This is a genomic window from Pseudomonas sp. S1_E05 (assembly GCF_056337105.1).
Map to the genome: position 1 here is coordinate 3,450,094 of NZ_JBFRHM010000001.1, position 25,554 is coordinate 3,475,647.

General features: G+C 59.4%; 21 protein-coding genes and 1 pseudogene. 1 reads left to right on the forward strand and 21 read right to left on the reverse strand.

The window, feature by feature from the left end; all coding sequences use genetic code 11:
- Positions 1 to 3 precede the first annotated feature (3 nt).
- The 5 genes from surE to AB4N33_RS16060 form a co-directional block, all read right to left on the reverse strand.
- The gene (surE, locus tag AB4N33_RS16040) at positions 4 to 753 is read right to left on the reverse strand and encodes a 5'/3'-nucleotidase SurE (protein WP_460117525.1); all 750 of its coding nucleotides are present in this window, start codon (positions 751 to 753) and stop codon (positions 4 to 6) included.
- Positions 741 to 1,799, reverse strand: a complete 1,059-nt coding sequence (truD, locus tag AB4N33_RS16045) for a tRNA pseudouridine(13) synthase TruD (RefSeq protein ID WP_476457732.1) — start codon at positions 1,797 to 1,799, stop codon at positions 741 to 743. Before truD ends, surE begins: the two co-directional genes overlap by 13 nt.
- A complete protein-coding gene (gene ispF, locus AB4N33_RS16050) occupies positions 1,796 to 2,269 on the reverse strand; it encodes a 2-C-methyl-D-erythritol 2,4-cyclodiphosphate synthase (RefSeq protein ID WP_010462780.1) in 474 nt (157 codons plus the stop codon). Before ispF ends, truD begins: the two co-directional genes overlap by 4 nt.
- Before the next feature lie 43 nt (positions 2,270 to 2,312).
- The gene (gene fghA, locus AB4N33_RS16055; protein ID WP_460117528.1) at positions 2,313 to 3,158 is read right to left on the reverse strand and encodes an S-formylglutathione hydrolase; all 846 of its coding nucleotides are present in this window, start codon (positions 3,156 to 3,158) and stop codon (positions 2,313 to 2,315) included.
- Positions 3,159 to 3,249: 91 nt separating this feature from the next.
- Complete coding sequence (locus AB4N33_RS16060) at positions 3,250 to 4,362, reverse strand: S-(hydroxymethyl)glutathione dehydrogenase/class III alcohol dehydrogenase (RefSeq protein WP_460117530.1); 1,113 nt, start codon at positions 4,360 to 4,362, stop codon at positions 3,250 to 3,252.
- Between the two features lie 107 nt (positions 4,363 to 4,469).
- Here AB4N33_RS16060 and AB4N33_RS16065 point away from each other — a divergent pair, with 107 nt between their 5' ends.
- Positions 4,470 to 5,369, forward strand: a complete 900-nt coding sequence (locus AB4N33_RS16065; RefSeq protein ID WP_460117532.1) for a LysR family transcriptional regulator — start codon at positions 4,470 to 4,472, stop codon at positions 5,367 to 5,369.
- Positions 5,370 to 5,531: 162 nt separating this feature from the next.
- Here the strand turns inward: AB4N33_RS16065 and ispD are convergent, their stop codons facing one another.
- The 16 genes and pseudogenes from ispD to rseP form a co-directional block, all read right to left on the reverse strand.
- Positions 5,532 to 6,239 carry a 2-C-methyl-D-erythritol 4-phosphate cytidylyltransferase gene (gene ispD / locus AB4N33_RS16070; protein WP_476457733.1) on the reverse strand — a complete coding sequence of 236 codons (708 nt, stop codon included), beginning with the start codon at positions 6,237 to 6,239 and terminating at the stop codon, positions 5,532 to 5,534.
- Complete coding sequence (gene ftsB / locus AB4N33_RS16075) at positions 6,236 to 6,514, reverse strand: cell division protein FtsB (RefSeq protein ID WP_008028992.1); 279 nt, start codon at positions 6,512 to 6,514, stop codon at positions 6,236 to 6,238. Before ftsB ends, ispD begins: the two co-directional genes overlap by 4 nt.
- A 160-nt stretch (positions 6,515 to 6,674) precedes the next feature.
- Complete coding sequence (gene eno, locus AB4N33_RS16080; protein WP_476457734.1) at positions 6,675 to 7,964, reverse strand: phosphopyruvate hydratase; 1,290 nt, start codon at positions 7,962 to 7,964, stop codon at positions 6,675 to 6,677.
- Between the two features lie 157 nt (positions 7,965 to 8,121).
- A complete protein-coding gene (kdsA, locus tag AB4N33_RS16085; protein WP_460117538.1) occupies positions 8,122 to 8,967 on the reverse strand; it encodes a 3-deoxy-8-phosphooctulonate synthase in 846 nt (281 codons plus the stop codon).
- A gap of 5 nt (positions 8,968 to 8,972) precedes the next feature.
- On the reverse strand, positions 8,973 to 10,604 hold the full coding sequence (locus tag AB4N33_RS16090; protein ID WP_460117540.1) for a CTP synthase: 1,632 nt from the start codon (positions 10,602 to 10,604) through the stop codon (positions 8,973 to 8,975).
- A gap of 274 nt (positions 10,605 to 10,878) precedes the next feature.
- Entirely contained in the window at positions 10,879 to 12,207 is a 1,329-nt protein-coding gene (gene tilS / locus AB4N33_RS16095; RefSeq protein ID WP_476457735.1) for a tRNA lysidine(34) synthetase TilS, read from the reverse strand.
- Positions 12,208 to 12,341: 134 nt separating this feature from the next.
- Positions 12,342 to 13,289 (reverse strand): acetyl-CoA carboxylase carboxyltransferase subunit alpha, encoded by a 948-nt coding sequence (locus tag AB4N33_RS16100; RefSeq protein WP_368557323.1) that lies wholly within the window; start codon positions 13,287 to 13,289, stop codon positions 12,342 to 12,344.
- A 137-nt stretch (positions 13,290 to 13,426) separates the two neighbouring features.
- Positions 13,427 to 16,947, reverse strand: a pseudogene (gene dnaE / locus AB4N33_RS16105) (DNA polymerase III subunit alpha).
- Positions 16,948 to 17,024: 77 nt separating this feature from the next.
- On the reverse strand, positions 17,025 to 17,651 hold the full coding sequence (gene rnhB, locus AB4N33_RS16110) for a ribonuclease HII (RefSeq protein WP_460117546.1): 627 nt from the start codon (positions 17,649 to 17,651) through the stop codon (positions 17,025 to 17,027).
- An 11-nt stretch (positions 17,652 to 17,662) separates the two neighbouring features.
- Positions 17,663 to 18,793, reverse strand: a complete 1,131-nt coding sequence (gene lpxB, locus AB4N33_RS16115) for a lipid-A-disaccharide synthase (RefSeq protein ID WP_460117547.1) — start codon at positions 18,791 to 18,793, stop codon at positions 17,663 to 17,665.
- A gap of 2 nt (positions 18,794 to 18,795) precedes the next feature.
- Complete coding sequence (gene lpxA / locus AB4N33_RS16120) at positions 18,796 to 19,572, reverse strand: acyl-ACP--UDP-N-acetylglucosamine O-acyltransferase (protein ID WP_460117549.1); 777 nt, start codon at positions 19,570 to 19,572, stop codon at positions 18,796 to 18,798.
- Positions 19,569 to 20,009, reverse strand: coding sequence for a 3-hydroxyacyl-ACP dehydratase FabZ (fabZ, locus tag AB4N33_RS16125; RefSeq protein ID WP_110966659.1), 441 nt, complete (start codon positions 20,007 to 20,009; stop codon positions 19,569 to 19,571). Before fabZ ends, lpxA begins: the two co-directional genes overlap by 4 nt.
- Before the next feature lie 108 nt (positions 20,010 to 20,117).
- The gene (gene lpxD / locus AB4N33_RS16130) at positions 20,118 to 21,173 is read right to left on the reverse strand and encodes a UDP-3-O-(3-hydroxymyristoyl)glucosamine N-acyltransferase (RefSeq protein ID WP_476457736.1); all 1,056 of its coding nucleotides are present in this window, start codon (positions 21,171 to 21,173) and stop codon (positions 20,118 to 20,120) included.
- 2 nt (positions 21,174 to 21,175) lie between these two features.
- Positions 21,176 to 21,679 (reverse strand): OmpH/Skp family outer membrane protein, encoded by a 504-nt coding sequence (locus AB4N33_RS16135; RefSeq protein WP_368557317.1) that lies wholly within the window; start codon positions 21,677 to 21,679, stop codon positions 21,176 to 21,178.
- A gap of 44 nt (positions 21,680 to 21,723) precedes the next feature.
- Complete coding sequence (gene bamA / locus AB4N33_RS16140) at positions 21,724 to 24,099, reverse strand: outer membrane protein assembly factor BamA (protein ID WP_476457737.1); 2,376 nt, start codon at positions 24,097 to 24,099, stop codon at positions 21,724 to 21,726.
- A gap of 74 nt (positions 24,100 to 24,173) precedes the next feature.
- Positions 24,174 to 25,526: a sigma E protease regulator RseP gene (gene rseP, locus AB4N33_RS16145; protein ID WP_476457738.1), complete on the reverse strand. Its 1,353-nt coding sequence runs from the start codon at positions 25,524 to 25,526 to the stop codon at positions 24,174 to 24,176.
- Between the last annotated feature and the right edge of the window lie 28 nt (positions 25,527 to 25,554).

Here is a 25,554-nt window from a genome sequence, read left to right on the forward strand (position 1 = left end):
CCATCAGTGCAGTCCCTCCAGCCAGCCATCGAGGCTGCGGAAGGCATCATTGAAGGTGCGATCCAGCTGCAATGGCGTGATGGATACGTAGCCCTGCATCACCGCATGGAAATCAGTGCCGGCACCACCGTCCTCGGCATCGCCGGCTGCAGCGATCCAGTAGCCGGATTTGCCACGCGGGTCGACGACCTTCATAGGGGCCGCCGCACGGGCGCGATGGCCGAGACGGGTCAACTGGATGCCACGGATATGATCCAGCGGCAAATTGGGAATGTTCACGTTCAATACCGTACGCGGTGGAAGCTCGAGCTCTGCGTGGGCCTGCACCAGTTTGCGTGCAAAGTAGGCGGCAGTAGGAAGATTCTCGACCTGTCGGGAAACCAGCGAAAAGGCAAACGAAGGACGCTCCAGGAACCGACCTTCAAGGGCCGCGGCCACCGTGCCGGAATACAGCACGTCGTCCCCCAGGTTGGCGCCCAGGTTGATGCCGGAAACCACCATGTCCGGTTCACGTTCCAGCAGGCCATTGAGGCCCAGGTGCACGCAATCGGTGGGGGTGCCATTGAGGCTGATAAAACCGTTCGCCAATGTTTGGGGGTGCAACGGACGGTCCAGCGTCAGCGAACTGCTGGCACCGCTCTTGTCCTGGTCCGGGGCGATAACCACGCATTCGGTGTAATCCGCCAGCGCAGCATAAAGCGCGGCGAGACCGGGTGCGGTTACCCCATCGTCGTTAGAAATCAGAATACGCATGGGCTGTCCGTCTGCCCTGCTGGCACCAGATCGACGAGTTCACGCACCAATACGGTGGCGAAGCATCCGGCCGGCAGGACGAATTCCAGTTGCAGAATGTCAGGCTCGGGATAATGCCACGTCAACCCACTAATGGGCAGCCGCAGGATGCGACGTTCGTGGCTCATACCGGCGTTAATCAACCAATCGCGCAAGTCCGCTTCGCGCGCGGCGATGGCCTGTTCCAGTTCATGGACAGCGCCCGCCGCCGGCGAGTCACCTTCGCCCCACTGAGGGCCGGTCGGGTGGAGGTCCAGAATGGCCAGTCGCGGGTCACTGCACTCGGCCTCTCCTGCCGGGAAAAAACTGCGGCTGTCGGTGAACGCCAGCAAGTCACCCACCTGCGCCCGCTGCCAGGTGCCATCCGCCACGCGCGCCGCCAGTACCTGGTTGAACAGAAAGCTGCGAGCGGCGGAGAGCAGGCGCGAACGCACATTGCGCTGCTCTGGCAATGCCCTGCGTGCAGCCCAGCCACGGGCATCGACCACATTGCCGCCGTCGAAGCCAAAACGCTGGGCACCAAAATAATTGGGGATGCCCTGTTTGACGATCCGCTGCAGGCGTTCTTCGATGGCGGCCTTGTCCCCGTCGAACTGCGTCAGGCGCAGGGTGAAGCCGTTGGCCGAGTGCGCACCCCGTTGCAGCTTGCGCTTGTGCCGGCTGGTCTTGAGGATTTTCAGGGTATCGTTTTCGGCCGCCGACAGATCAGGGTCGGCCTTGCCAGGCAGTTGCACGCTGAACCATTGGCGGGTCAAGGCCTGGCGATCCTTGAGCCCGGCATAGCTGACAGTACGCAACGGCACACCGGCAGCCTTGGCGATACGGCGCGCGGCTTCTTCAGTGTTCAAGCCGCGTTTTTCCACCCAGATCCATAGGTGTTCACCGTCGCCGCTCAAGGGAATATCGAGGACTTCATCGACCTGGAAATCTTCGGCGATAGCCTTCAACACCGCCGTACCGAGGGCGTCACCATAGGCCCGGGGGCCAAGCAATTGCAGTTCGTTCATGCGCGCAGCAACAGGGCAACGGAGTGCACGGCAATGCCCTCTTCACGACCGACGAAACCGAGCTTTTCAGTGGTGGTGGCTTTCACGTTCACTTGGTCCAGTTCAACTTGGAGATCCGCGGCGATCAGCGCGCGCATCGATTCGATATGCGGGGCCATTTTCGGTGCCTGGGCAACGATGGTGTTGTCGACGTTGCCGACTTTCCAGCCTTTGGCGTGGATCAACGCGACAACGTGACGCAACAGCACGCGGCTGTCGGCGCCCTTGAATGTAGGGTCTGTATCGGGGAAATGCTTGCCGATATCGCCCAGCGCAGCCGCGCCAAGCAGGGCATCGCTCAAGGCGTGCAGCAGGACGTCACCGTCGGAATGGGCGAGCAGACCGAAGCCGTGTGCAATGCGCACGCCGCCCAGTGTAATGAAATCGCCTTCAGCGAAACGGTGCACATCATAGCCGTGGCCAATACGCATAAAAAAACGCCCCGATTTTTGTCAGGGCGTGATTCTACCTGCATTAGGCGTTCAGGGCGCGTCCGTGATGCTGCAAGTGGTCGTCGATGAAACTGGCGATGAAGAAATAGCTATGGTCATAGCCCGGTTGCAGGCGCAACGTCAGGGGATGACCCGCCTGTTTCGCTGCCTGCTGCAACGCCTCAGGCTTGAGCTGGTTGCTCAGGAAATCATCGCGATCACCCTGGTCAACCAACAGCGGCAGCTTCTCACCAGCCTCGGCGATCAACGCACAGGCATCCCACTCCCGCCACTTGGAACGGTCCTCTCCCAGATATCGGGAAAAGGCCTTCTGTCCCCATGGGCAGTCCATCGGATTGTTGATCGGTGAAAACGCCGACACCGAGAGGTAACGCCCCGGGTTGCGCAGCGCGCAGACCAGCGCACCATGCCCTCCCATGGAGTGACCGCTGATGCCGCGTTTGTCCGACGCTGGGAAATGCGCTTCGACCAAGGCAGGCAATTCCTGCACGACATAGTCATGCATCCGATAGTGTCGCGACCAGGGTTCCTGCGTGGCGTTCAGGTAGAACCCGGCACCGAGACCGAAATCCCAGGCACCGTCCGGATCACCCGGCACATCGGCGCCGCGCGGGCTGGTGTCCGGCGCAACGATGATCAGCCCCAGTTCGGCCGCCATGCGCATGGCGCCGGCCTTCTGCATGAAGTTTTCATCGGTGCAGGTCAGGCCGGACAACCAGTACAACACCGGCAACTTGCCCCCTTGCTCCGCCTGCGGCGGCAGGTAGACGGCAAATACCATGTCGCATCCCAGCGTTTCAGAGCGATGACGATAACGCTTGTGCCAGCCGCCGAAGCTTTTCTGGCAGGAGATATTTTCTAGATTCATGGATGCTCTCCCAGCAGCAAGCCACACGCCGGAAGCTGCAAGCAGAGACGCCCTCACTTGCAGCTTGCAGCCTGTCGCTCACGGCCGCTTCTTAGAAATGAATGACGGAGCGGATGCTTTTTCCTTCATGCATCAGGTCGAAGGCCTTGTTGATATCTTCCAGGCCCATGGTGTGGGTGATGAAGGTATCCAGCGGGATTTCGCCGGTTTCGGACATTTCCACGTAGCTTGGCAACTCGGTCCGGCCGCGTACCCCACCGAATGCCGAACCGCGCCAAACGCGACCGGTCACCAGTTGGAAAGGACGGGTTGAGATCTCCTGGCCGGCACCGGCCACGCCAATGATCACCGACTCACCCCAGCCCTTATGGCAGCACTCGAGCGCCGCGCGCATGAGTTGCACATTGCCGATGCACTCGAAGGAAAAGTCGACGCCACCGTCAGTCATGTCGACGATGACTTCCTGGATCGGACGGTCGAAGTCTTTCGGGTTTACACAATCGGTTGCACCCAATTGTTTGGCGATTTCGAACTTGGCCGGGTTGATGTCGATGGCAATGATCCGTGCCGCCTTGGCTTTGACCGCGCCGATCACGGCGGAAAGACCGATGCCGCCGAGACCAAAAATCGCCACGGTATCACCTGGTTTCACCTTGGCGGTATTCAACACGGCGCCGATGCCCGTCGTCACACCACAACCCAGCAGGCAGACTTTTTCCAGCGGTGCTTCCTTGGCAATCTTGGCCACGGAAATTTCCGGCAGCACGGTGTACTCGGAGAAAGTCGAGGTTCCCATGTAGTGGAAAATCGTTTCACCTTTGTAGGAAAAACGCGAAGTACCGTCCGGCATCAGGCCCTTGCCCTGGGTCGCACGAATCGCCTGGCACAGGTTGGTTTTGCCCGACAGGCAGAATTTGCATTGGCGGCATTCCGGGGTGTACAGCGGAATGACATGATCGCCCACGGCGACGGAAGTCACGCCTTCACCAATGGCTTCGACCACGGCGCCACCTTCATGGCCCAGAATCGACGGGAAGATACCTTCCGGATCAGCGCCCGACAGGGTGTAGGCGTCGGTGTGGCAAACACCGGAGGCCACTACGCGCAGCAGCACTTCACCGGCCTTGGGCATGGCGACATCGACTTCTACGATTTCGAGGGGCTTCTTGGCCTCGAAGGCTACGGCGGCGCGGGACTTGATCATGTGAATGCTCCAGTGAATAAAAACGAGACAATCAGTGTAATCCACTGCACTACAGTGAATAATCCAGACAAAAGCAAAACATTATTGCCCTATAGGGATAATCACAGATGTCTGAAAATCGCTGGGAAGGCATCGACGAATTTGTGGCCGTTGCCGAGTGCAGCCAGTTCACGGCGGCCGCCGAGCGGCTCGGAGTTTCTTCTTCCCACATCAGTCGCCAGATCGTACGACTCGAAGAGCGCTTGCAAACTCGCCTGCTCTACCGCAGCACTCGCCGTGTCACATTGACCGAGGCCGGGCAAACCTTCCTGCAACATTGCCAGCGTTTGCAGGATGGCCGCGAAGAAGCACTGCGTGCGGTCGGCGATCTGACCAGCGAACCCAAGGGCATGCTGCGCATGACCTGCGCCGTGGCCTACGGCGAGCGCTTCATCGTGCCGCTGGTCACGCGCTTCATGGGCCTGTATCCGCAACTGCGCATCGACATCGAACTGAGCAACCGTCAGCTCGACCTTGTCCATGAAGGGCTGGACTTGGCGATCCGCCTCGGCCGCTTGCAGGACTCACGCCTGGTGGCCACGCGACTGGCGCCGCGACGCATGTACCTGTGCGCCTCGCCGTCCTACCTGGAGCGTTACGGTCGCCCACATAGCCTTTCGGAATTGAGCCGCCATAACTGCCTGGTCGGCAGCTCGGACCTCTGGCAACTGGAGCAGAACGGGCGGGAGTTTTCGCAGCGTGTACAGGGAAACTGGCGCTGCAACAGTGGGCAAGCCGTGCTGGATGCGACGCTGCAGGGGGTGGGGCTGTGTCAGTTGCCGGACTATTACGTGCTTGAGCACCTGAAAAGTGGGGCGCTGATTTCATTGCTCGAAGCGCATCAGCCCCCGAACACGGCGGTTTGGGCGCTCTATCCACAGCAAAGGCATCTGTCGCCGAAGGTGCGCAAGTTGGTGGATTACTTGAAGGAAGGGTTGGCGCAGCGGCCTGAGTATCGAGGGGAGTGAGTCAGCAGAATATTGGGTTGGCAGGACCGACGCCATCGTCGGAACGCCGCCCGGAGCAAGCCCGCTCCTACAGAGTTGAGTTCGACGCGAGCCCTGTAGGAGCGAGCTTGCTCCGGGCGGCGTTCCGACGATGGCGGCAGACCTGACACCACAGCCACACAATCAGTACCTGTTAGCCCACCGCTGCCGCAACCACTCCAGGTCCTCGGGTCGAGTGACCTTGAGGTTATCGGAACGGCCTTCGATCAGCCGCGGTGCCTGCCCCGCCCACTCCATGGCCGACGCCTCGTCGGTAATGACCGCATCCGCCACCAGGCTGTCGGCCAACGCCCGATGCAACGCGCCGAGGCGGAACATCTGCGGCGTATACGCCTGCCAGATCACGCTGCGATCCACGGTTTCAACCACCCGACCGTGCTTGTCGACGCGTTTCAAGGTATCGCGAGCCGGAACCGCCAGCAGGCCACCGACCGGATCGTCAGCCAGCTCGGACAACAACGTGTCCAGGTCGTCACGACTTAGATTGGGCCGTGCGGCATCGTGTACCAGCACCCAATCTTCATCGCCTGCGCCCAGTGCATGCAAGTGCAACAAGGCATTGAGCACCGAGCCGGAACGTTCGGCGCCACCGTCAACCCGTTGAATGCGCAAATCACCGGCGCAAGCGAGGTTGGGCCAGTAGGGATCGTCGACAGCAAGACTGACCACCAACCCCTTGAGGGCCGGGTGATCAAGGAAACAGCCAAGGCTGTGTTCGAGAATTGTGCGCCCGCCCAATTGCAGATATTGCTTGGGACGGTCCGCGGCCATACGGGCACCAACGCCCGCGGCAGGAATCACGGCCCAGAAGGCCGGTAGTGGGGTGCTCATTGAGCCAACTGGTAAAGGGTTTCACCGTCCTTGACCATGCCCAGCTCATGACGAGCCCGCTCTTCAACGGTCTCCATGCCTTTTTTCAGTTCACTGACTTCGGCGTCCATCACCCGATTGCGCTCCAGCAACCCTTCGTTTTCAGCGTGCTGATCCGCGATCTGCTGAGTCAGCTCGGCCACTTGCGCCAGGCTGCCGTTTCCCACCCATAGGCGGTATTGCAGGCCAGCCAGCAGCAGAAGCAAGACGAGAAACAACCAATTGGGACTGCGCATCGAAATCCGGGTATCCAGTGAAAAAAGACAGCCATAACAAAACAAAAGGTCTGATAGCACGAAGCCTGGATGATCCAGGCTTGTGCTTTCAAGGCATCAGATTAGTGCCTAAAACCTCGTTGTAGCGAGTTTTTCGACATAATCCGTTGTTTTTTTTACATCAGCTGCGGAATTCGCTGCGGCCGTTGTACTTGGCTTTGCCGTTCAACTGCTCTTCGATACGCAGCAGTTGGTTGTACTTGGAGACGCGATCGGAACGGCACAGGGAACCGGTCTTGATCTGGCCAGCCGAAGTGCCCACCGCCAGGTCGGCGATGGTCGAATCTTCGGTTTCGCCCGAGCGGTGCGAGATGACGGCGGTGTAACCAGCAGCCTTGGCCATCTGGATGGCTTCCAGGGTTTCGGTCAGGGTGCCGATCTGGTTGAACTTGATCAGGATCGAGTTGGCGATCTTTTTATCGATGCCCTCTTTCAGGATCTTGGTGTTGGTCACGAACAAGTCGTCCCCGACCAGTTGGGTCTTCTCGCCGATCTTGTCGGTGAGGATCTTCCAGCCTGCCCAGTCCGATTCGTCCAGGCCGTCTTCGATGGAGATGATCGGGTAACGCTCGGTCAGCCCCTTGAGGTAATCGGCGAAACCTTCCGCGGTGAAAACCTGGCCTTCGCCGGACAGGTTGTACTTGCCGTCTTCGTAGAATTCGCTGGCGGCGCAGTCCAGTGCCAGGGTCACGTCGGTGCCCAGCTTGTAACCGGCGTTGGCCACGGCTTCGGAGATGACTTTCAGCGCGTCTTCGTTGGACGCCAGGTTCGGTGCGAAACCACCTTCGTCACCCACGGCAGTGCTCAGGCCACGGGCCTTCAGCACGGCTTTGAGGTGATGGAAAATCTCGGTGCCCATGCGCAAGCCTTCCGAGAAAGACTTGGCGCCAACCGGCTGAACCATGAACTCCTGGATGTCGACGTTGTTATCGGCGTGCTCGCCGCCGTTGATGATGTTCATCATCGGAACCGGCATCGAGTAGACACCCGGGGTGCCGTTCAGGTTGGCAATGTGTGCGTACAGTGGCAGGTCCTGGTCCTGGGCGGCGGCCTTGGCTGCGGCCAGGGAAACGGCGAGGATAGCGTTGGCGCCCAGAGAACCTTTGTTGTCGGTGCCGTCGAGCTTGATCATCGCCAGGTCCAGCGCTTTCTGGTCGCTTGGATCGGTGCCCTTGAGCAGGTCGCGGATCGGGCCGTTGATGTTGGCAACGGCTTTCAGGACGCCTTTGCCCAGGTAACGGCTCTTGTCGCCATCACGCAGCTCGAGCGCTTCACGCGAGCCAGTGGAAGCACCGGACGGCGCGCAGGCGCTACCGATGATGCCGTTATCGAGAAGCACGTCCGCTTCCACGGTGGGGTTGCCACGGGAGTCGAGAACTTCACGACCTTTGATGTCGACGATTTTAGCCATTGTTGTAAACACTCCAAAGTTGACGAAAACGACGCAGCTAGAGGAAAACTTCTACCGTCGGCAAGTGATGTGCAGCGGGGCAGACTTGCGGACGATAACGCCCAGGCCCGAGGGCCTGAGCGTTAAATCGTGCGATACGATACCGGAGAATTGAGGATTACGCGGTTTCTACCGTCGGAAAACTCTTCACCAGTTCGTCCAAAGCCTTGAGCTGGGCCAGGAATGGCTCCAGTTTGTCCAGGCGCAAGGCGCAAGGGCCGTCGCATTTGGCGTTATCCGGATCCGGATGGGCCTCGAGGAACAGGCCAGCCAGTGACTGGCTCATGCCGGCCTTGGCCAGGTCGGTGACCTGGGCACGGCGACCGCCAGCGGAGTCGGAGCGACCACCGGGCATTTGCAGCGCGTGGGTCACGTCGAAGAACACCGGGTATTCGAACTGCTTCATGATGCCGAAACCCAGCATGTCGACGACCAGGTTGTTGTAGCCGAAGCTCGAACCGCGCTCGCAGAGGATCAACTGATCGTTACCCGCTTCCACGCACTTGTTCAGGATGTGTTTCATTTCCTGAGGGGCGAGGAACTGGGCTTTCTTGATGTTGATCACCGCGCCAGTCCTGGCCATCGCGACCACCAGGTCAGTCTGGCGCGACAGGAAGGCCGGCAGCTGGATGATGTCGCAGACTTCAGCGACGGGCGCGGCCTGCTCAGGTTCATGCACGTCAGTGATGATCGGCACGCCAAAGGCTTGCTTGATGTCCTGGAAAATCCGCATGCCCTCTTCCAGGCCGGGGCCCCGGTAAGAGGTCACGGAGGAACGGTTGGCCTTGTCGAAACTGGCCTTGAATACGTAAGGGATGCCGAGTTTCTCGGTCACCTTTACGTACTCTTCGCAGACCTGCATCGCCATGTCGCGGCTTTCCAGCACGTTCATGCCACCGAACAGCACCATTGGCTTGTCGTTGGCAATCTCGATATCGCCTACACGGATGATCTTCTGCGCCATAAGGTTCAAGCCTTCTTCTGGTGTTGAGCCAAGGCAGCCTTGACGAAACCGCTGAACAACGGGTGACCGTCGCGAGGCGTCGAGGTGAACTCAGGGTGGAACTGGCAAGCGACGAACCATGGGTGATCCGCAGCCTCGACCACTTCTACCAGCGCACCATCACCGGAACGGCCGGAGATTTTCAGGCCCGCTTCCATGATTTGCGGCAGCAGGTTGTTGTTCACTTCGTAACGGTGACGATGACGCTCGACGATCACGTCCTTGCCATAGCAGTCGTGAACCTTCGAGCCGGCTTCGAGCAGGCAATCCTGGGCACCCAGGCGCATGGTGCCGCCCAGGTCGGAGGTTTCGGTACGGGTTTCGACGGCGCCGGTGGCGTCTTCCCACTCGGTGATCAGACCCACGACCGGATGACCGCTGGTGCGATCGAACTCGGTGGAGTTGGCGTCTTTCCAGCCCATGACGTTACGAGCGAACTCAATCACCGCCACCTGCATGCCCAGACAGATACCCAGGTACGGGACCTTGTTCTCGCGAGCGTACTGAACGGCGGTGATCTTGCCTTCCACGCCACGCAGACCGAAGCCGCCTGGAACCAGGATCGCGTCGACACCTTCGAGCAGCGCGGTACCCTGGTTTTCGATGTCTTCGGAGTCGATGTAGCGCAGGTTCACCTTGGTGCGATTGCTGATACCGGCATGGCTCATCGCTTCGATCAGCGATTTGTAGGCATCCAGCAGTTCCATGTACTTGCCGACCATGGCGATGGTGACTTCGTGCTCCGGGTTGAGCTTGGCATCGACCACGGCGTCCCACTCGGACAGATCGGCACCGCCGCATTGCAGGCCGAAACGCTCGACGACAAAATCATCCAGGCCTTGCGAGTGCAGAATGCCCGGGATCTTGTAGATGGTGTCGGCGTCTTCCAGCGCGATCACCGCACGTTCTTCAACGTTGGTGAATTGCGCGATCTTGCGACGCGAGGAAACGTCGATCGGGTGATCGGAGCGGCAGACCAGCACGTCAGGTTGCAGGCCGATGGAACGCAGTTCCTTGACCGAGTGCTGGGTTGGCTTGGTTTTGGTTTCACCGGCGGTGGCGATGTACGGCACCAGGGTCAGGTGCATCAGCATCGCGCGCTTGGCGCCGACCTCGAAACGCAACTGGCGGATGGCTTCGAGGAACGGCTGGGATTCGATGTCACCCACGGTGCCACCGATCTCGACCATCGCCACGTCGGCATCGCCAGCGCCCTTGATGATCCGGCGCTTGATTTCGTCGGTAATGTGCGGAATGACCTGGATGGTCGCGCCCAGGTAATCACCACGGCGCTCTTTGCGCAGCACGTGCTCATAGACACGGCCGGTGGTGAAGTTGTTGTTCTGGGTCATGGTCGTGCGGATGAACCGCTCGTAGTGGCCCAGGTCCAGGTCGGTCTCGGCGCCGTCATGGGTGACGAACACTTCGCCGTGCTGGAACGGGCTCATGGTGCCCGGGTCGACGTTGATGTACGGGTCCAGCTTCAGCATGGTGACCTTAAGCCCCCGCGCCTCCAGGATGGCCGCCAATGATGCCGATGCAATGCCTTTCCCCAAAGAAGAAACAACACCGCCCGTGACGAATATGTAGCGCGTCATGAAAAACCCTAGAAGTCTGCGTTAAAGCGGTCCGAGCCGCCGGGGAAAGCGAAGGAAGGCCGAAGCCCCCGATCACCTGCATTAATCACAGTGCACCTTTCAAAAAAACCGCCGCGTTGTGACAGACCGGGAGATGAAACTCCGGTTCGTTGTTCGCTACACATTTTTTGGAATCGCCCAGCAAAGACTGCTTGGTAATCGGCAACTCCTGCAATTCAGGCGAATCCACAGAAGTTGTATCAAGAAGGGAGCGTAGTCTACCGGAAAGCCCCTTTCAGCTCAAACCTTGATCTTCGCCAGGTGGCTGCCAATGCAAAAGCCAACCGGCCTGCACATGGCCGTTCAACCCCGGCAGGCTGGCCACCGCCAACAAATGCTCGCCGCCATACAGCAGCGGCAATCTGCCACGGACAAATCCAGGAACACTTCGCTCGTTCAGCAAGCGCTTCAAATCCCGGTGACCGCGATCAGGCAGGCGCATCACCTCCCCTCCTTCCCGATAGCGAATCTGCAGGGGCCCCTCAGGCGCCGGGCCCGCGAACATCAGCATACCGTTATGCGGCAACGGCAGGGGCTGCGAAGGATCAGTCCAGTCCCCGACAGCCGATGGCGGACTTAGCCAACCTCCCGACAGCCACCAGATCCGTCCTCCCGCCCGATGCAGTTCACCGTCAGCCAGTCGCCATACCGGATGGGCATCACCTGAGGCATCGCGCAAATCCTGCCAACCCGACCAATGGTCAGTGTCCGGCAGGCGTGTCCGCGCACCGAGCCAATAGCGCAGGGCATTGCGCTGGCGAGCCTCGGACAGCGATGCCAGCGGCGACAACTCAAGCGAAGGCACACCGAGCCAATCGAATTCACCGATGGTGCTCACCTGTGCCAGGTCGATAAGCGCCAGTTCATCCAGCAAGGCCTGGGCTTCACTCAGATGCGCCGCGCTGCGGACCATGTTCGCCACTGCCTGCGGCCAGGGTTCGGACATCAGGGGAATCACTTGGTGGCGCAGAAAGTTGCGCGAGTATTGCCGATCCTGATTGGAGGGGTCTTCGATCCAGCTCAGGTGATGCTCGAGCGCGTAAGCCTCCAGTTCCACTCGCGAGACATCGAGCAGCGGGCGCAGCAGATTGCCCTGCCCCAACGAACGCTGGCGCGGCATCCCGGACAACCCCCTGACCCCCGCCCCGCGCAACAAGCGGAACAACAGGGTTTCGGCCTGATCGTCACGGTGCTGGCCGGTCAGCAGCAGCTCATCAGCCAGGGTGGCCTCAATAAACGCCGTATACCGAGCGGCGCGGGCTGCTTGCTCGAGGCTGGCGCCGGGCTGGACCTGAACACGGACGATTTGGAGAGGCACACTCAGGCCGTCGCACACCCACTGGCAGTGTTGCGGCCAGGCATCGGCGACGGATTGAAGCCCGTGATGAATGTGGATGGCCGCAAGGGGCGGCAAAGAATGGGATTGAGCCAGCGAAGCCAGCAGGTGCAGCAGAACGGTGGAATCGAGGCCACCGGAGAAGGCGATGCGCCAGGTTGCGGCATTGCGCCACGGAGCGAGAGTGCGCAGAAGCCGGGTGGCTAAATCAGGCATGGGCTGGCTCATATCAATCTGTGCATACACCAAACAAAAGTGGGAGCGGGCTTGCCCGCGATGGCGGTGTATCAATCAACACAGATGTTGTATGACACACCGCCATCGCGAGCAAGCCCGCTCCCACAAGGATGAAGCGAAGCCTGTTACAGGCCGTAGCTCATCAGACGCTCATAACGACGGGCCAGCAGTGCCTCGTTATCGAACTTCTTGAGCATCGCCAGTTGCGAGCTCAGTTCGGCACGGATCGAGGCGGCGGCAGCGGCTGGGTCGCGATGAGCGCCGCCCAATGGCTCACCGATGACCTTGTCGACGATACCCAGGCCTTTGAGGCGTTCGGCAGTGATACCCATGGCTTCGGCGGCATCCGGTGCTTTTTCGGCGGTTTTCCACAGAATCGATGCGCAACCTTCCGGGGAAATCACGGCGTAGGTCGAGTACTGCAGCATGTTCAACTGATCGCAGACACCAATGGCCAGTGCACCACCGGAACCACCCTCACCGATCACGGTGGCGATGATTGGGGTTTTCAGGCGAGCCATGACGCGCAGGTTCCAGGCGATCGCTTCGCTCTGGTTGCGCTCTTCGGCGTCGATGCCAGGGTAGGCGCCCGGCGTGTCGATGAAGGTCAGGATCGGCATTTTGAAGCGTTCGGCCATTTCCATCAGGCGGCAGGCCTTGCGGTAGCCTTCCGGACGCGGCATGCCGAAGTTGCGGCGAACCTTCTCGCGCACTTCACGGCCTTTCTGGTGACCGATGATCATCACCGGCTGGTCATCCAGACGGGCAACACCGCCAACGATGGCAGCGTCGTCGGAGAAATGACGGTCGCCGTGCAACTCGTCGAACTCGGTGAAGATGTGCTCGATGTAATCCAGGGTGTACGGGCGCTTGGGGTGACGCGCCAGACGCGCGATCTGCCAGCTGGTCAGCTTGCCGAAGATGTCCTCGGTCAAGGTCTTGCTTTTGTCCTGCAGGCGGGAGATCTCATCGCCGATATTCAGCGAATTGTCGTTACCGACCAAGCGCAACTCTTCGATCTTGGCTTGCAGGTCGGCGATCGGCTGTTCGAAATCTAGAAAATTCGGGTTCATAGGCGTCCGTCTTGGGTCGACCACCAAGAGAGCTTGGGCCGGCCGGTTGTCTATTCGCGCCCTACCTTAAGGGAGAGGCGCGTTCAGGTCGAGATTAAAAATCGGTTTGGATCAGGGCAAAGTGATGGCACTGCCCGTCATCGGTATTGGAGGAAGACGTTGTCTCGCCCGAACTGGTCACGCAAGGCTTGAATCAACGCATCCGCCGGGTCTATCCGCCAGCCTTCACCAAACTGCAACAAAGCCTTCGCATCGGGGCTGGTGTACTCCATGGTGATCGGGCACGCACCTCGGTGACGCTTGAACAGGTCGCCCAACCAGCGTAGCTGATCACCCTTGAGGTCCTCGGTCTGGACTTTCAGGCGCAGGCTTTCGGCCAGGTTGGTGCGCGCATCTTCCATGCTCATCACCCGCTTGACCCGCAGCCGCAAGCCACCGGAGAAGTCGTCGTTGCTCACTTCACCTTCGACCACCACCATTGCATCAGTCTGCAACAGCGCTTGCGCCGAATGGAACGCATCGGCGAACAGCGAGGCTTCAATGCGACCCGAGCGATCGTCCAGGGTGATGAATCCCATCTTGTCGCCCTTTTTGTTTTTCATCACCCGCAGGGCGATGATCATGCCCGCCACGGTCTGGGTGTCGCGCGCGGGCTTCAGGTCGATGATGCGCTGACGGGCAAACCGTCGGATCTCGCCTTCGTATTCGTCGATTGGATGCCCGGTCAGGTACAGGCCCAGCGTGTCCTTCTCGCCTTTGAGCCGTTCCTTGAGGGTCAGTTCCTTGGCGTTGCGATGATTGGCGTAGACATCGGAGTCTTCCTCGACAAACAACCCGCCGAACAGGTCCGCGTGCCCACTGTCGTGGGTCCTGGCGGTTTGTTCGGCGGCCTTGATGGCCTCTTCCAGGCCCGTCAGCAACACCGCGCGATTACGGTCGATGTTTGCCTGATAGGCTTTCACCTCGTCGTGAAAGTAGGGGCCCAGACGATCCAGGGCACCGCTACGAATCAAACCATCAAGGGTCCGTTTGTTGACGCGCTTGAGGTCGACACGGGCGCAGAAGTCGAACAGGTCCTTGAACGGACCATCCTGCCGAGCCTCGGTGATTGCCTCGACCGGGCCTTCACCCACCCCTTTGATCGCCCCCAGGCCATAAATGATCCGGCCCTCGTCGTTCACGGTGAATTTGAACTCCGACGCGTTCACATCCGGCGCATCGAGGCGCAACTTCATGCTGCGCACTTCTTCGATCAAGGTCACGACCTTGTCGGTGTTGTGCATATCCGCCGAGAGCACCGCCGCCATGAAAGGCGCCGGGTGGTGCGTCTTCAGCCATGCAGTCTGGTATGACACCAGACCATAAGCGGCGGAGTGGGATTTGTTGAAGCCATAACCGGCGAATTTTTCCACCAGGTCGAAAATGTTACCGGCCAGGTCGGCATCGATATTATTGCTGGCGCAACCCTCGATGAAACCGCCGCGTTGTTTGGCCATTTCCTCGGGTTTTTCTTACCCATGGCTCGACGCAGCATGTCCGCGCCGCCGAGGGTGTAGCCGGCCATGACCTGGGCGATCTGCATCACCTGTTCCTGGTACAGGATGATGCCGTAGGTCGGTGCCAGTACCGGCTTCAGGCCTTCGTACTGGTAGTCCGAATGCGGGTAGGCCAGCTCGGCGCGACCGTGTTTGCGGTTGATGAAGTCGTCCACCATGCCCGATTGCAAAGGGCCCGGACGGAACAGCGCCACCAATGCGATGAGGTCTTCGAGGCAGTCGGGCTTGAGTTTTTTGATCAGCTCCTTCATGCCCCGCGATTCAAGCTGGAACACCGCCGTGGTCTCGGCTTTTTGCAGCAGGTCGTAGGTTTTCTTGTCATCGAGCGGGATGAAATCGATGTTCAGGTCATCCAGGCCTTGTTTGGCCTGTTCGCGGTTGATGGTCTCCATCGCCCACTTGATGATCGTCAGAGTCCGCAAGCCAAGGAAGTCGAACTTCACCAGGCCGGCGGCCTCCACGTCGTCCTTGTCGAACTGGGTCACCAGGCCGCCGCCTTCTTCATCACAGGCAATCGGTGAGAAATCGGTGAGCTTGGTCGGCGCGATCACCACACCACCGGCATGTTTACCGGTACCACGGCAGACGCCCTCGAGCTTGAGCGCCATGTCCCAGATTTCCTTGGCGTCTTCATCGACCTTGAGGAAATCACGGAGGATTTCTTCCTGCTCGTAGGCTTTCTCCAGGGTCATGCCGACTTCGAACGGAATCATCTTCGACAGGCGATCCGCCAGGCCGTAGGACTTGCCCTGCACCCGCGCCACATCTCGCACTACCGCCTTGGCGGCCATGGTGCCGAACGTGATGATCTGGCTCACCGCGTTTCGACCGTAGGCATCCGCCACGTACTCGATCACCCGGTCGCGCCCGTCCATGCAGAAGTCGACGTCGAAGTCGGGCATGGAAACCCGTTCCGGGTTGAGGAAACGTTCGAACAGCAGGTCATAGGCCAGCGGATCGAGATCGGTGATCTTCAGCACGTAGGCCACCAGCGATCCAGCACCCGATCCCCGGCCCGGGCCCACCGGTACACCGTTGTTCTTGGCCCACTTGATGAAGTCCATAACGATGAGGAAGTAACCGGGGAACCCCATCTGGATGATGATATCCAGTTCGAATTTCAGGCGGTCGAGGTAGACCTGGCGCTTCTCTTCGTAGTTGGGCGTGGTGTCCTTGGGCCACAACACCGCCAGACGCTCTTCCAGGCCTTCGTAGGAAACGTGGCGCAGGTAATCGTCAATCCCCATCCCATTGGGGGTAGGAAAGTCTGGCAGGAAGTGCTTGCCCAGCTTCACGTCGATGTTGCAGCGCTTTGCAATCTCGACGGTATTTTCCAGCGCTTCGGGTATGTCGCTGAACAGCTCAGCCATTTCCTCGGCGCTTTTGAGGTACTGCTGGTCGCTGTAGTTCTTTGAGCGCCGAGGGTCGTCGAGCGCACGCCCCTCGCCGATGCAGACCCGGGTTTCGTGAGCTTCGAAGTCGCCCTGTTTGATGAAGCGCACATCGTTGGTCGCCACCAGAGGCGCGCCGAGTTTATCGGCCAATGCCACCGCGCCGTGCAATTGCTCTTCATCGTTGACACGATTGGTGCGCTGGATTTCCAGATAGAAGCGGTCCGTAAATACCGCCATCCATTCGCGCGCCAGGGCTTCGGCTTCTTCAGGGTTGCCGCTGACCAGGGCCTGTCCGATCTCGCCCTCTTTCGCCGCCGACAGCATGATCAGGCCTTCACTGGCCTCTGCTACCCACTCACGCTCGACGATGACCATGCCGTTACGCTGGCCATCTAGAAAGCCTCGGGAGATCAACTCGGTCAGGTTGCGATAACCCAGCGGGTTCATCACCAACAGGCTGATGCGGCTCAGCGGGGCATCCGGGTCCTTGTTCGCCAGCCACAAGTCGGCGCCGCAGATCGGCTTGATCCCCGCACCCATGGCATTTTTATAGAACTTGACCAGGGAGCACATGTTGTTCTGGTCGGTCACCGCGACGGCAGGCATGCCCATGGCAACCAGGGTCTTGACCAGCGGTTTGATCCGCACAAGACCGTCGACCAGGGAAAATTCAGTGTGCAGGCGCAGGTGAACGAATGAAGCCGGCATAGTGATCCTGTTCAGAAACGTAAAAACAACAAGGCCCGGATTGTACCGGGCCTTGGCAAAAAAAATCAGCCTCGTGACTAACTCTCGATCAGGCTTTCGCGTGCCTCGTACGCCGATCGCACAGGGGCGAACGAGCGACGGTGGATGGGGGTCGGCCCCAGGCGCGACAGCGCTTCCAGATGAACGGGCGTCGGATAGCCTTTGTGGCCACCGATGCCATACCCCGGGTAAATCAGTTCGAACGCCGCCATTTCACGGTCCCGGCTGACCTTGGCCAGGATCGATGCTGCCGCAATGGCCGGCACCTTGGCATCGCCCTGCACCACCGCTTCAGCACGCATGGACAACTTCGGGCAACGGTTACCGTCAATCATCGCCAGTTTTGGTTGAATGTGCAGGCCTTCGACCGCACGCTGCATCGCCAACATGGTGGCATGGAGAATGTTCAACTCGTCGATTTCTTCGACTTCGGCGCGCGCTATACACCAGCTCAGGGCCTTCTCGCAGATTTCGTCGTAGAGCTTTTCGCGGCGCGCTTCGGTGAGCTTCTTCGAATCGTTCAGCCCGAGGATGGGACGGTTCGGATCGAGAATCACCGCCGCCGTGACCACGGCACCGCACAGGGGGCCGCGGCCGACTTCATCAACGCCGGCCACCAGGTCTTCGACTTCGGCGACGAGGGTAAAATCCAGACCCATTTGCATGTTTTTCCTGGTCATTGTCCTTGGCCGATCAGTTTCAGCACTGCGTCCGCAGCCTGGTTGGAGGCATCCAGACGCAGAGTCCGGTGAATTTCGTCGAAACCGCGGGTCTGCTCTTCGCCACCTTCGATCAGCGGCGAGAGCGTTTGGGCCAACGCCTCGACCGTGGCATCGTCCTGTAACAACTCGGGCACCAGCAGACGCTGGGCCAACAGATTCGGCAACGACACGTAGGGACTCTTGACCATGCGCTTGAGAATCCAGAACGTCAGCGGCGCCAGACGATAGGCAACAACCATCGGCCGCTTGTACAACAGCGCTTCAAGGGTTGCGGTGCCGGATGCGATCAAGACCGCGTCGCAGGCGGCCAACGCCAGATGCGATTTGCCATCAAGCAGGGTCAGTGGCAGGTCACGGCCCACCAGCAACGCTTCCAGTTGCTGGCGGCGCTCCGGGCTGGCGCAAGGCATCACGAACCGTACACCCGGACGCATGGCGCGCAGGCGCTGGGCGGTGTCGAGGAACAATGCCCCCAAACGCCCCACTTCGCCACCGCGACTGCCAGGCATCAGCGCAACCAGGGGGCCGTCAGGCAAACCCAGTGCTGCACGTGCGGCGCCACGATCGGCTTCCAACGGAATCGCATCGGCCAGGGAATGCCCGACAAACCGCACCGGGACGCCCTTCTCTTCATAGAATTTTGCTTCGAACGGGAACAGCGTCAGCATCAGGTCGCAGCCTTCGCGGATCTTCAGCACGCGCTTCTGTCGCCATGCCCACACCGACGGACTGACGTAGTGCACGGTCTTGATCCCGGCCTGACGCAGCTTGAGTTCGATATTGAGGTTGAAGTCCGGGGCATCAATGCCGATGAACACATCCGGCTTCGCGGCGATCAGGTCGGCGATCAATTGCTTGCGGCGCTTGAGCAACTCGCGCAGTCGACCGAGCACTTCCACCAGGCCCATGACCGAGAGACGCTCCATCGGGAAGTACGAAGTCAGGCCTTCGGCCTGCATCAGCGGACCGCCAACGCCTATGAACTCGACTTGCGGATGTTGAGCCTTGAGCGCACGCATGAGACCAGCACCCAGAATGTCACCGGAAGCCTCACCGGCCACCAGCGCAATACGCAGAGTAGCCATGGTCAGCGGGTAATGCCGCGGGTCGAGCACTGGATCGAATCGCGGAACACTGCGACTTCGGGGAACTGGGCAGCAGGCTCGGTCAACTCGGCGAGCGCCTGCTCAACCGTCAGGCCCTGGCGATACACCACCTTGTAGGCACGGCGCAGAGCGTGGATCGCCTCTTCACTGAAACCACGGCGGCGCATGCCCTCGAAGTTCATGCTGCGCGCTTCAGCCGGGTTGCCAAACACGGTGACGTAGGCTGGAACGTCCTTGCCAATGGCCGTGCCCATGCCGGAAAAACTGTGGGCGCCAATATGGCAGTACTGGTGAACCAGGGTAAAACCGGACAGGATCGCCCAGTCTTCCACGTGCACGTGCCCAGCCAATGCAGTGTTGTTGACCAGGATGCAGTGATTGCCAATGACGCTATCGTGGCCGATGTGGGCATAGGCCATGATCAGGTTGTGATCACCCAGGGTCGTTTCCGAACGGTCCTGAATGGTGCCACGGTGAATGGTCACGCCTTCACGAATGACATTGTGGTCACCAATCACCAGGCGAGTTTCTTCGCCTTTGTATTTCAGGTCAGGCGTATCTTCGCCCACCGAGGAAAACTGGTAGATGCGGTTGTGTTTGCCGATCCGGGTAGGGCCCTTGAGGATCACATGTGGCCCAATGACTGTCCCCTCGCCGATTTCCACACCTGCGCCGATGATCGACCAAGGGCCAACCTCGACGCCGTCGGCCAGTACGGCCGTCGGATCGATGATTGCACGAGGGTCAATCAAACTCATAGCTTGCGTTCCGCACAGATGATTTCAGCCGAGCAGACGGGCTTGCCGTCAACCGAGGCCTGGCATTCGAATTTCCAGATCTGGCGCTTGCAGCTGATGAACTTGGCCTCCAGGATCAACTGGTCGCCCGGCAACACTGGCTGGCGGAAGCGTAGCTTGTCGGAACCCACGAAGTAATACAGGGTGCCGTCGGCCGGTTTCACGTCGAGCATTTTGAAACCCAGGATACCGGCAGCCTGTGCCATCGCTTCGATGATCAGCACGCCCGGCATGATTGGGTGCGCGGGGAAGTGGCCATTGAAGAACGGTTCGTTGATGCTGACATTCTTGTAGGCGCGAATGCGCTTCTCTTCCACATCCAGATCCACGACCCGATCCACCAGCAGGAACGGGTAACGGTGAGGCAGGTATTCGCGAATCTCGTTGATGTCCATCATGTCGGGGGGAAGCCTATGTAAAGATTGGGAACGCGCGACTGACGCGCGTTCCTCTAGCAAATCAAGGAGGCAGTCTAGCGGCCGTATGCACTTGATGTGGAAATGGTATCAGGCATCTGATGAAGCATTACTGCCAGGGGTCACTTCCCCTGTTCGCTTTTCCAGTTGCTTGAGCCGGCGTGCGATGTCATCAAGCTGGCGGATGCGTGCCGCGCTTTTGCGCCATTCGGCAGCCGGCTGCATGGCCGTACCGGAAGAATAGGAACCCGGTTCGGTAATCGAATGGGTCACCATGGTCATCCCGGTGATGAAAACCTTGTCGCAAATTTCGATGTGTCCCACCAGCCCAACGCCACCCGCCAGCATGCAATGCTTGCCGATCTTGGTGCTGCCGGAAATCCCCACACAGGCAGCCATGGCGGTGTGATCACCGATCTGCACGTTGTGGGCGATCTGGATCTGGTTGTCGAGCTTCACGCCATTACCAATGATGGTATCGGCCAGTGCTCCGCGGTCGATAGCGGTATTGACGCCGATCTCCACATCATCACCTACCAGAACACCACCAATCTGGGCGATTTTCTGCCAGACACCTTTCTCGTTGGCAAAGCCGAAGCCTTCGCCACCCAGAACTGCGCCCGACTGAATCACCACACGCTTGCCTATGCGCACATCGTGATAAAGCGTGACTTTCGGGGCCAGCCAGCCACCCTCACCAACCTCGCTGCGCGCACCGATAAAGCAATGCGCCCCGATGGTCACGTCGGCACCTATACGCGCTGCACTTTCGATAACAGCGAAGGCACCCACGCTGGCGGTGGGGTCAACCACTGCATCCGGCGCGACGACCGCCGTCGGGTGAACCCCGGTAGTTGCCTTGGGCTTGGGGTCGAACAGATGGGAAATCCGTGCGTACGCCAGATAAGGATCGGGCACGATAAGCACATCACCCGCAAAACCTTCGGCATCAGCAGCCTTCAGCAACAGCGCTGCGGCCCGACTGCCCGTCAGGTATTTACGGTATTGAGGATTTGCCAGAAAGCTCAACTGAGCTGGGCCAGCCTCTTGCAAAGTGGCTAGCCCAGTAATTTGCTTCTCTGCGTCGCCACGCAAGGTGGCGCCGAGGAACTCGGCCAATTGGCCGAGCTTTATAGTCGCTGTCATGATTACTTCAGCTGATTCATGCGCTCGATAACCTGGCGAGTGATGTCATACTGAGGTTTGACATCAATCACTGCACCACGCTCGAAGACCAGGTCATAAGCACCTTTCTTGATGACCTCTTCGACTGCGCTATCCAGTTTCGGCTTGAGCTGCTTGAGCATGTCACGGTCAGCAACGGCCTTGGCTTCGTTCAGCTCCTTGGATTGGAACTGGAAGTCACGGGCCTTTTGCTTGAATTCAAGCTCCAGGCGCTCGCGCTCGCCTTGCTGCATCTTGTCGCCACCGGCCATCAGACGGTCCTGGATGCCTTTGGCACTGCTTTCCAGTGTCTTGAGCTTGGTCAGTTGCGGACCGAACTTCTTCTCGGCATCGACGGCGTATTTCTTGGCCGCGTCAGACTCCAGCAGCGCCATTTGATAGTTCAGGACGGCGATTTTCATGTCGGCAAACGCCGGGCCTGCGACCAGTACGGAAGCCAGCAGAACCAATTGAGTCAACTTACGCACGATGCACTCCTACAAATCCGTTGTCGTTATCTTGGGTCAGACGCTTAGAACGTCTGGCCGAGGGAGAATTGGAACACTTGAGTTTCAGCTTCATCCGGTTTCTTGATTGGCATGGCCAACGCGAAGCTCAGAGGCCCCAGTGCGGTGACCCAGGTCACGCCCACACCCACAGAACTGGCCATGTTGCTCAAGCTGATGTCATTACACTTGGTGTTGGACGACGAACCGTTTGCATTGGTGGTGTCCTTGCACTGCGAGTCGAACACGTTACCCACATCCCAGAATACCGAGGTACGCAGGGAGCGCTGATCCTTGACGAACGGCAGAGGGAACAGCACCTCGACACCGCCCTGGATCAACACGTTACCACCGAATGGCAGGGGATCCTGGTCCGGGTCGAACGCGGTGCCCGGATTGGTACCACGGCTCGGCGTACTGCGAGGACCCAGGGTGCTGTCCTTGAAGCCACGAACCGAGTTGAAACCACCAGCATAGTAGTTTTCATAGAACGGCAAGCCATCGGTCGAACCGTAGCCATCGCCATAGCCCAGCTCGGTGTGCAGGCGCATGGTGTAGTTGTCGCTCAGCGGCTGGAACAACTGGCCACGGTAGTCGAGTTTGAAGAACGACAGGTCGCTGCCAGGCGTCGTGGTTTCCAGTACGAGGCTTTGGGAGTGGCCACGGGTCGCCAGTACACCTTTGTTCAGGGTCGACTCGGACCAACCGGCCGACGCCTTGAAGTTCAGGTAGTTGTCGCCTTCCTTGTTAACGAAGTCGAAGATCTCGTCAACGGTGTACAGGCCCGTCTTGATCTTGTCCTGCTGCGCTGTCAGGCCGAAGGTCAGGCGCGACGTTTCGCTGATCGGATAACCGACGCTCACGCCCGCACCCAGGCTATCTACGGCATAGCTGGCAACGTCGACGTCGAGGTCTTTGTAGTCAGTGGTGCGATAGAAGGCGTTGTAACCCAGACTCACGCCGTCGGCAGTCCAGTAGGGGTCGACATAACCGAAGTTGTAGCGGCTCTGGTATTCGCTGCGGGTCAAGCCGATGCTGACCTTGTTACCCGTACCGAGGAAGTTGTTCTGAGTGATGGAGCCACCGAGGATCAAACCGGCACTCTGGGCGAAACCGACGCTGGCAGTGATCGAACCGGAAGCCTGCTCTTCAACGCTGTAGTTCACGTCGACCTGGTCATCGACGCCTGGAACCGCCGGGGTTTCGACGTTGACTTCCTTGAAGAAGCCCAGACGTTCAAGTCGGGTCTTGGACTGATCGATCAGGTAGGTCGAAGCCCAGCCGCCTTCCATCTGACGCATTTCACGACGCAGCACTTCGTCTTCGGACTTGGTGTTGCCACGGAAATTGATGCGGTTGACGTAGGCACGCTTGCCCGGATCGACGGCAAAAGTGATGTCTACGGTGTGGTCGTCATCGTGAGGCTGAGGCACGCCGTTGACGTTGGCGAAGGTATAACCTTCGTTACCCAGGCGCCGGGTGATCAGTTCGGAGGTGGTGGTCATCAGCTTGCGCGAGAACACCTGGCCTTTCTGCACCAGCAGCAACGACTTGACCTGGTCTTCAGGCACTTTCAGGTCGCCGCTGAGCTTGACGTCACGAACGGTGTACTTCTCGCCTTCGGTGACGTTGACGGTGATGTAGACGTGCTTCTTGTCCGGGGTGATGGACACCTGGGTCGAAGCGATATCCATGTTGATATAGCCACGGTCCAGGTAGTAGGAACGCAGACGTTCCAGGTCACCGGACAGTTTTTCACGAGCGTACTTGTCATCGTTCTTGAAGAACGACAGCCAGTTGGTCGTCTTGAGTTCGAACAGATCGATCAGGTCTTCATCGGGGAAAACGGTGTTGCCCACCACGTTGATGTGCTGGATGGCAGCAACGGTGCCTTCGTTGATGTTGACCTTGAGGCCGACACGGTTACGCGGTTGCGGTACCACTTCGGTGTCGACGGTAGCCGAGTAGCGGCCCTGGGCGACATATTGACGCTGCAGCTCGTTACGCACGCCTTCGAGGGTCGCGCGCTGGAAGATTTCACCTTCGGCCAGACCGGACTGCTTGAGGCCTTTCATCAGGTCTTCAGTGGAAATCGCCTTGTTACCTTCGATCTCGATACTGGCGACCGACGGGCGCTCGACTACCGTGATGACCAGGACGTTGCCATCGCGGCCCAGCTGGATATCTTGAAAGAACCCGGTTTTGAACAGCGCGCGAGTGGACTCCACCAGGCGACGATCATCAGCCTGTTCACCGACGTTCAACGGCAATGCACCAAAGACGCTACCCGCGGAGACCCGCTGGAGGCCATTGACGCGAATATCAGAGATGGTGAAGGACTCGGCGTGAACTTCGGCGATCATCAATACGGAGAAAACCGCAGTTAGCAGCAGACGTTTCATGAAGTCCTTTCTTATTCCAACTGGCAATAAACAAACTGCCGCAAAATGCGGCAGATTCGCAATTCAGCGAAGTGTTACAGACGACCCAAATCGTTGACCAAGGCAAGCAACATCACCCCGACCACCAAACTGATGCCGATCTGTATCCCCCAACCCTGTACCCGATCCGACAAGGGACGACCACGCGCCCACTCGATCAGATAGAACAACAAATGCCCCCCATCCAGTACAGGAATGGGCAACAAATTCAGAACCCCCAGGCTAATACTCAGATAAGCAAGGAAATTCAGGAAATCAGCGACGCCCGACTGGGCAGAAGCGCCCGCCACTTTAGCAATGGTTATCGGTCCACTCAAGTTTTTTACCGAGAGCTCGCCGAACAACATTTTCTTAAGCGAATCGAGCGTCAGTATGCTCATGGTCCAAGTACGACGAGCACCCTCGCCGATCGCGGCCAGAGGCCCATAACTGACCTCGCGGATCATTTCCGGCGGCCAGTCGATCGCTTTCACCCCGGCGCCCAGGTAACCACTGGGTGCCTTGCTCTCCCCGCGAGCGGCCAGTGTCACAGGGACGTCGATTTGAGCACCATCACGCTCGACGCGCAGCAAAATCTTGGTATCCGGACGCGTACGAACGGTGTCGACGACCTGCTGCCAGTCATCGACGGCCTTGCCATCAAGGGCCAGCAAGCGGTCACCGGTCTTCAGGCCTGCACCCTGCGCCGGGCCTTTTGGATCAATTTCAGCCAGGACCGGCGGCAAGGCCGGACGCCAAGGGCGAATACCCAGGGAGCGGATTGGATCGGGCTCATCCGCGCCCTTGAGCCAACTGTCCAACGCCAAGTCACGAGGCGTATCAATGGTGGAGCCCTGCTCGCGAACCAGCACCTTGAGCGTACCGCTCTCGCCAAGACGACGAACCAGCTGCAGATTCACCGCGCCCCAGCCCGATGTCGGCTCGCCATCAATGGCGACGATTTCCTGGCCCGGGGCCAAACCTGCCTTGGCGGCAATACTTGCAGGCTCGACCGCGCCGATGACCGGACGCACCTGCTCGCTGCCGAGCATCGCCAGCACCCAGAAAAAAACCAGTGCCAACAGAAAGTTGGCGATCGGCCCGGCCGAAACGATGGCGATGCGCTGACGGACGGATTTGCGATTGAACGACTGATCGAGCTGATCGACCGGCACTTCACCTTCGCGTTCGTCAAGCATCTTGACGTAGCCACCCAAAGGAATGGCAGCGACCACGAATTCAGTGCCTTGCTTGTCATGCCAGCGCAACAGCGGCATACCGAAGCCCACGGAGAAGCGCAGCACCTTGACCCCACAGCGACGCGCGACCCAAAAGTGGCCGAACTCGTGAAAGGTAACCAGCACACCCAGCGCTACCAGGGTGCCGACAATCATATAGAGTGCGCTCATCTACTTTCTCCGCATTCCTATCCAGCGC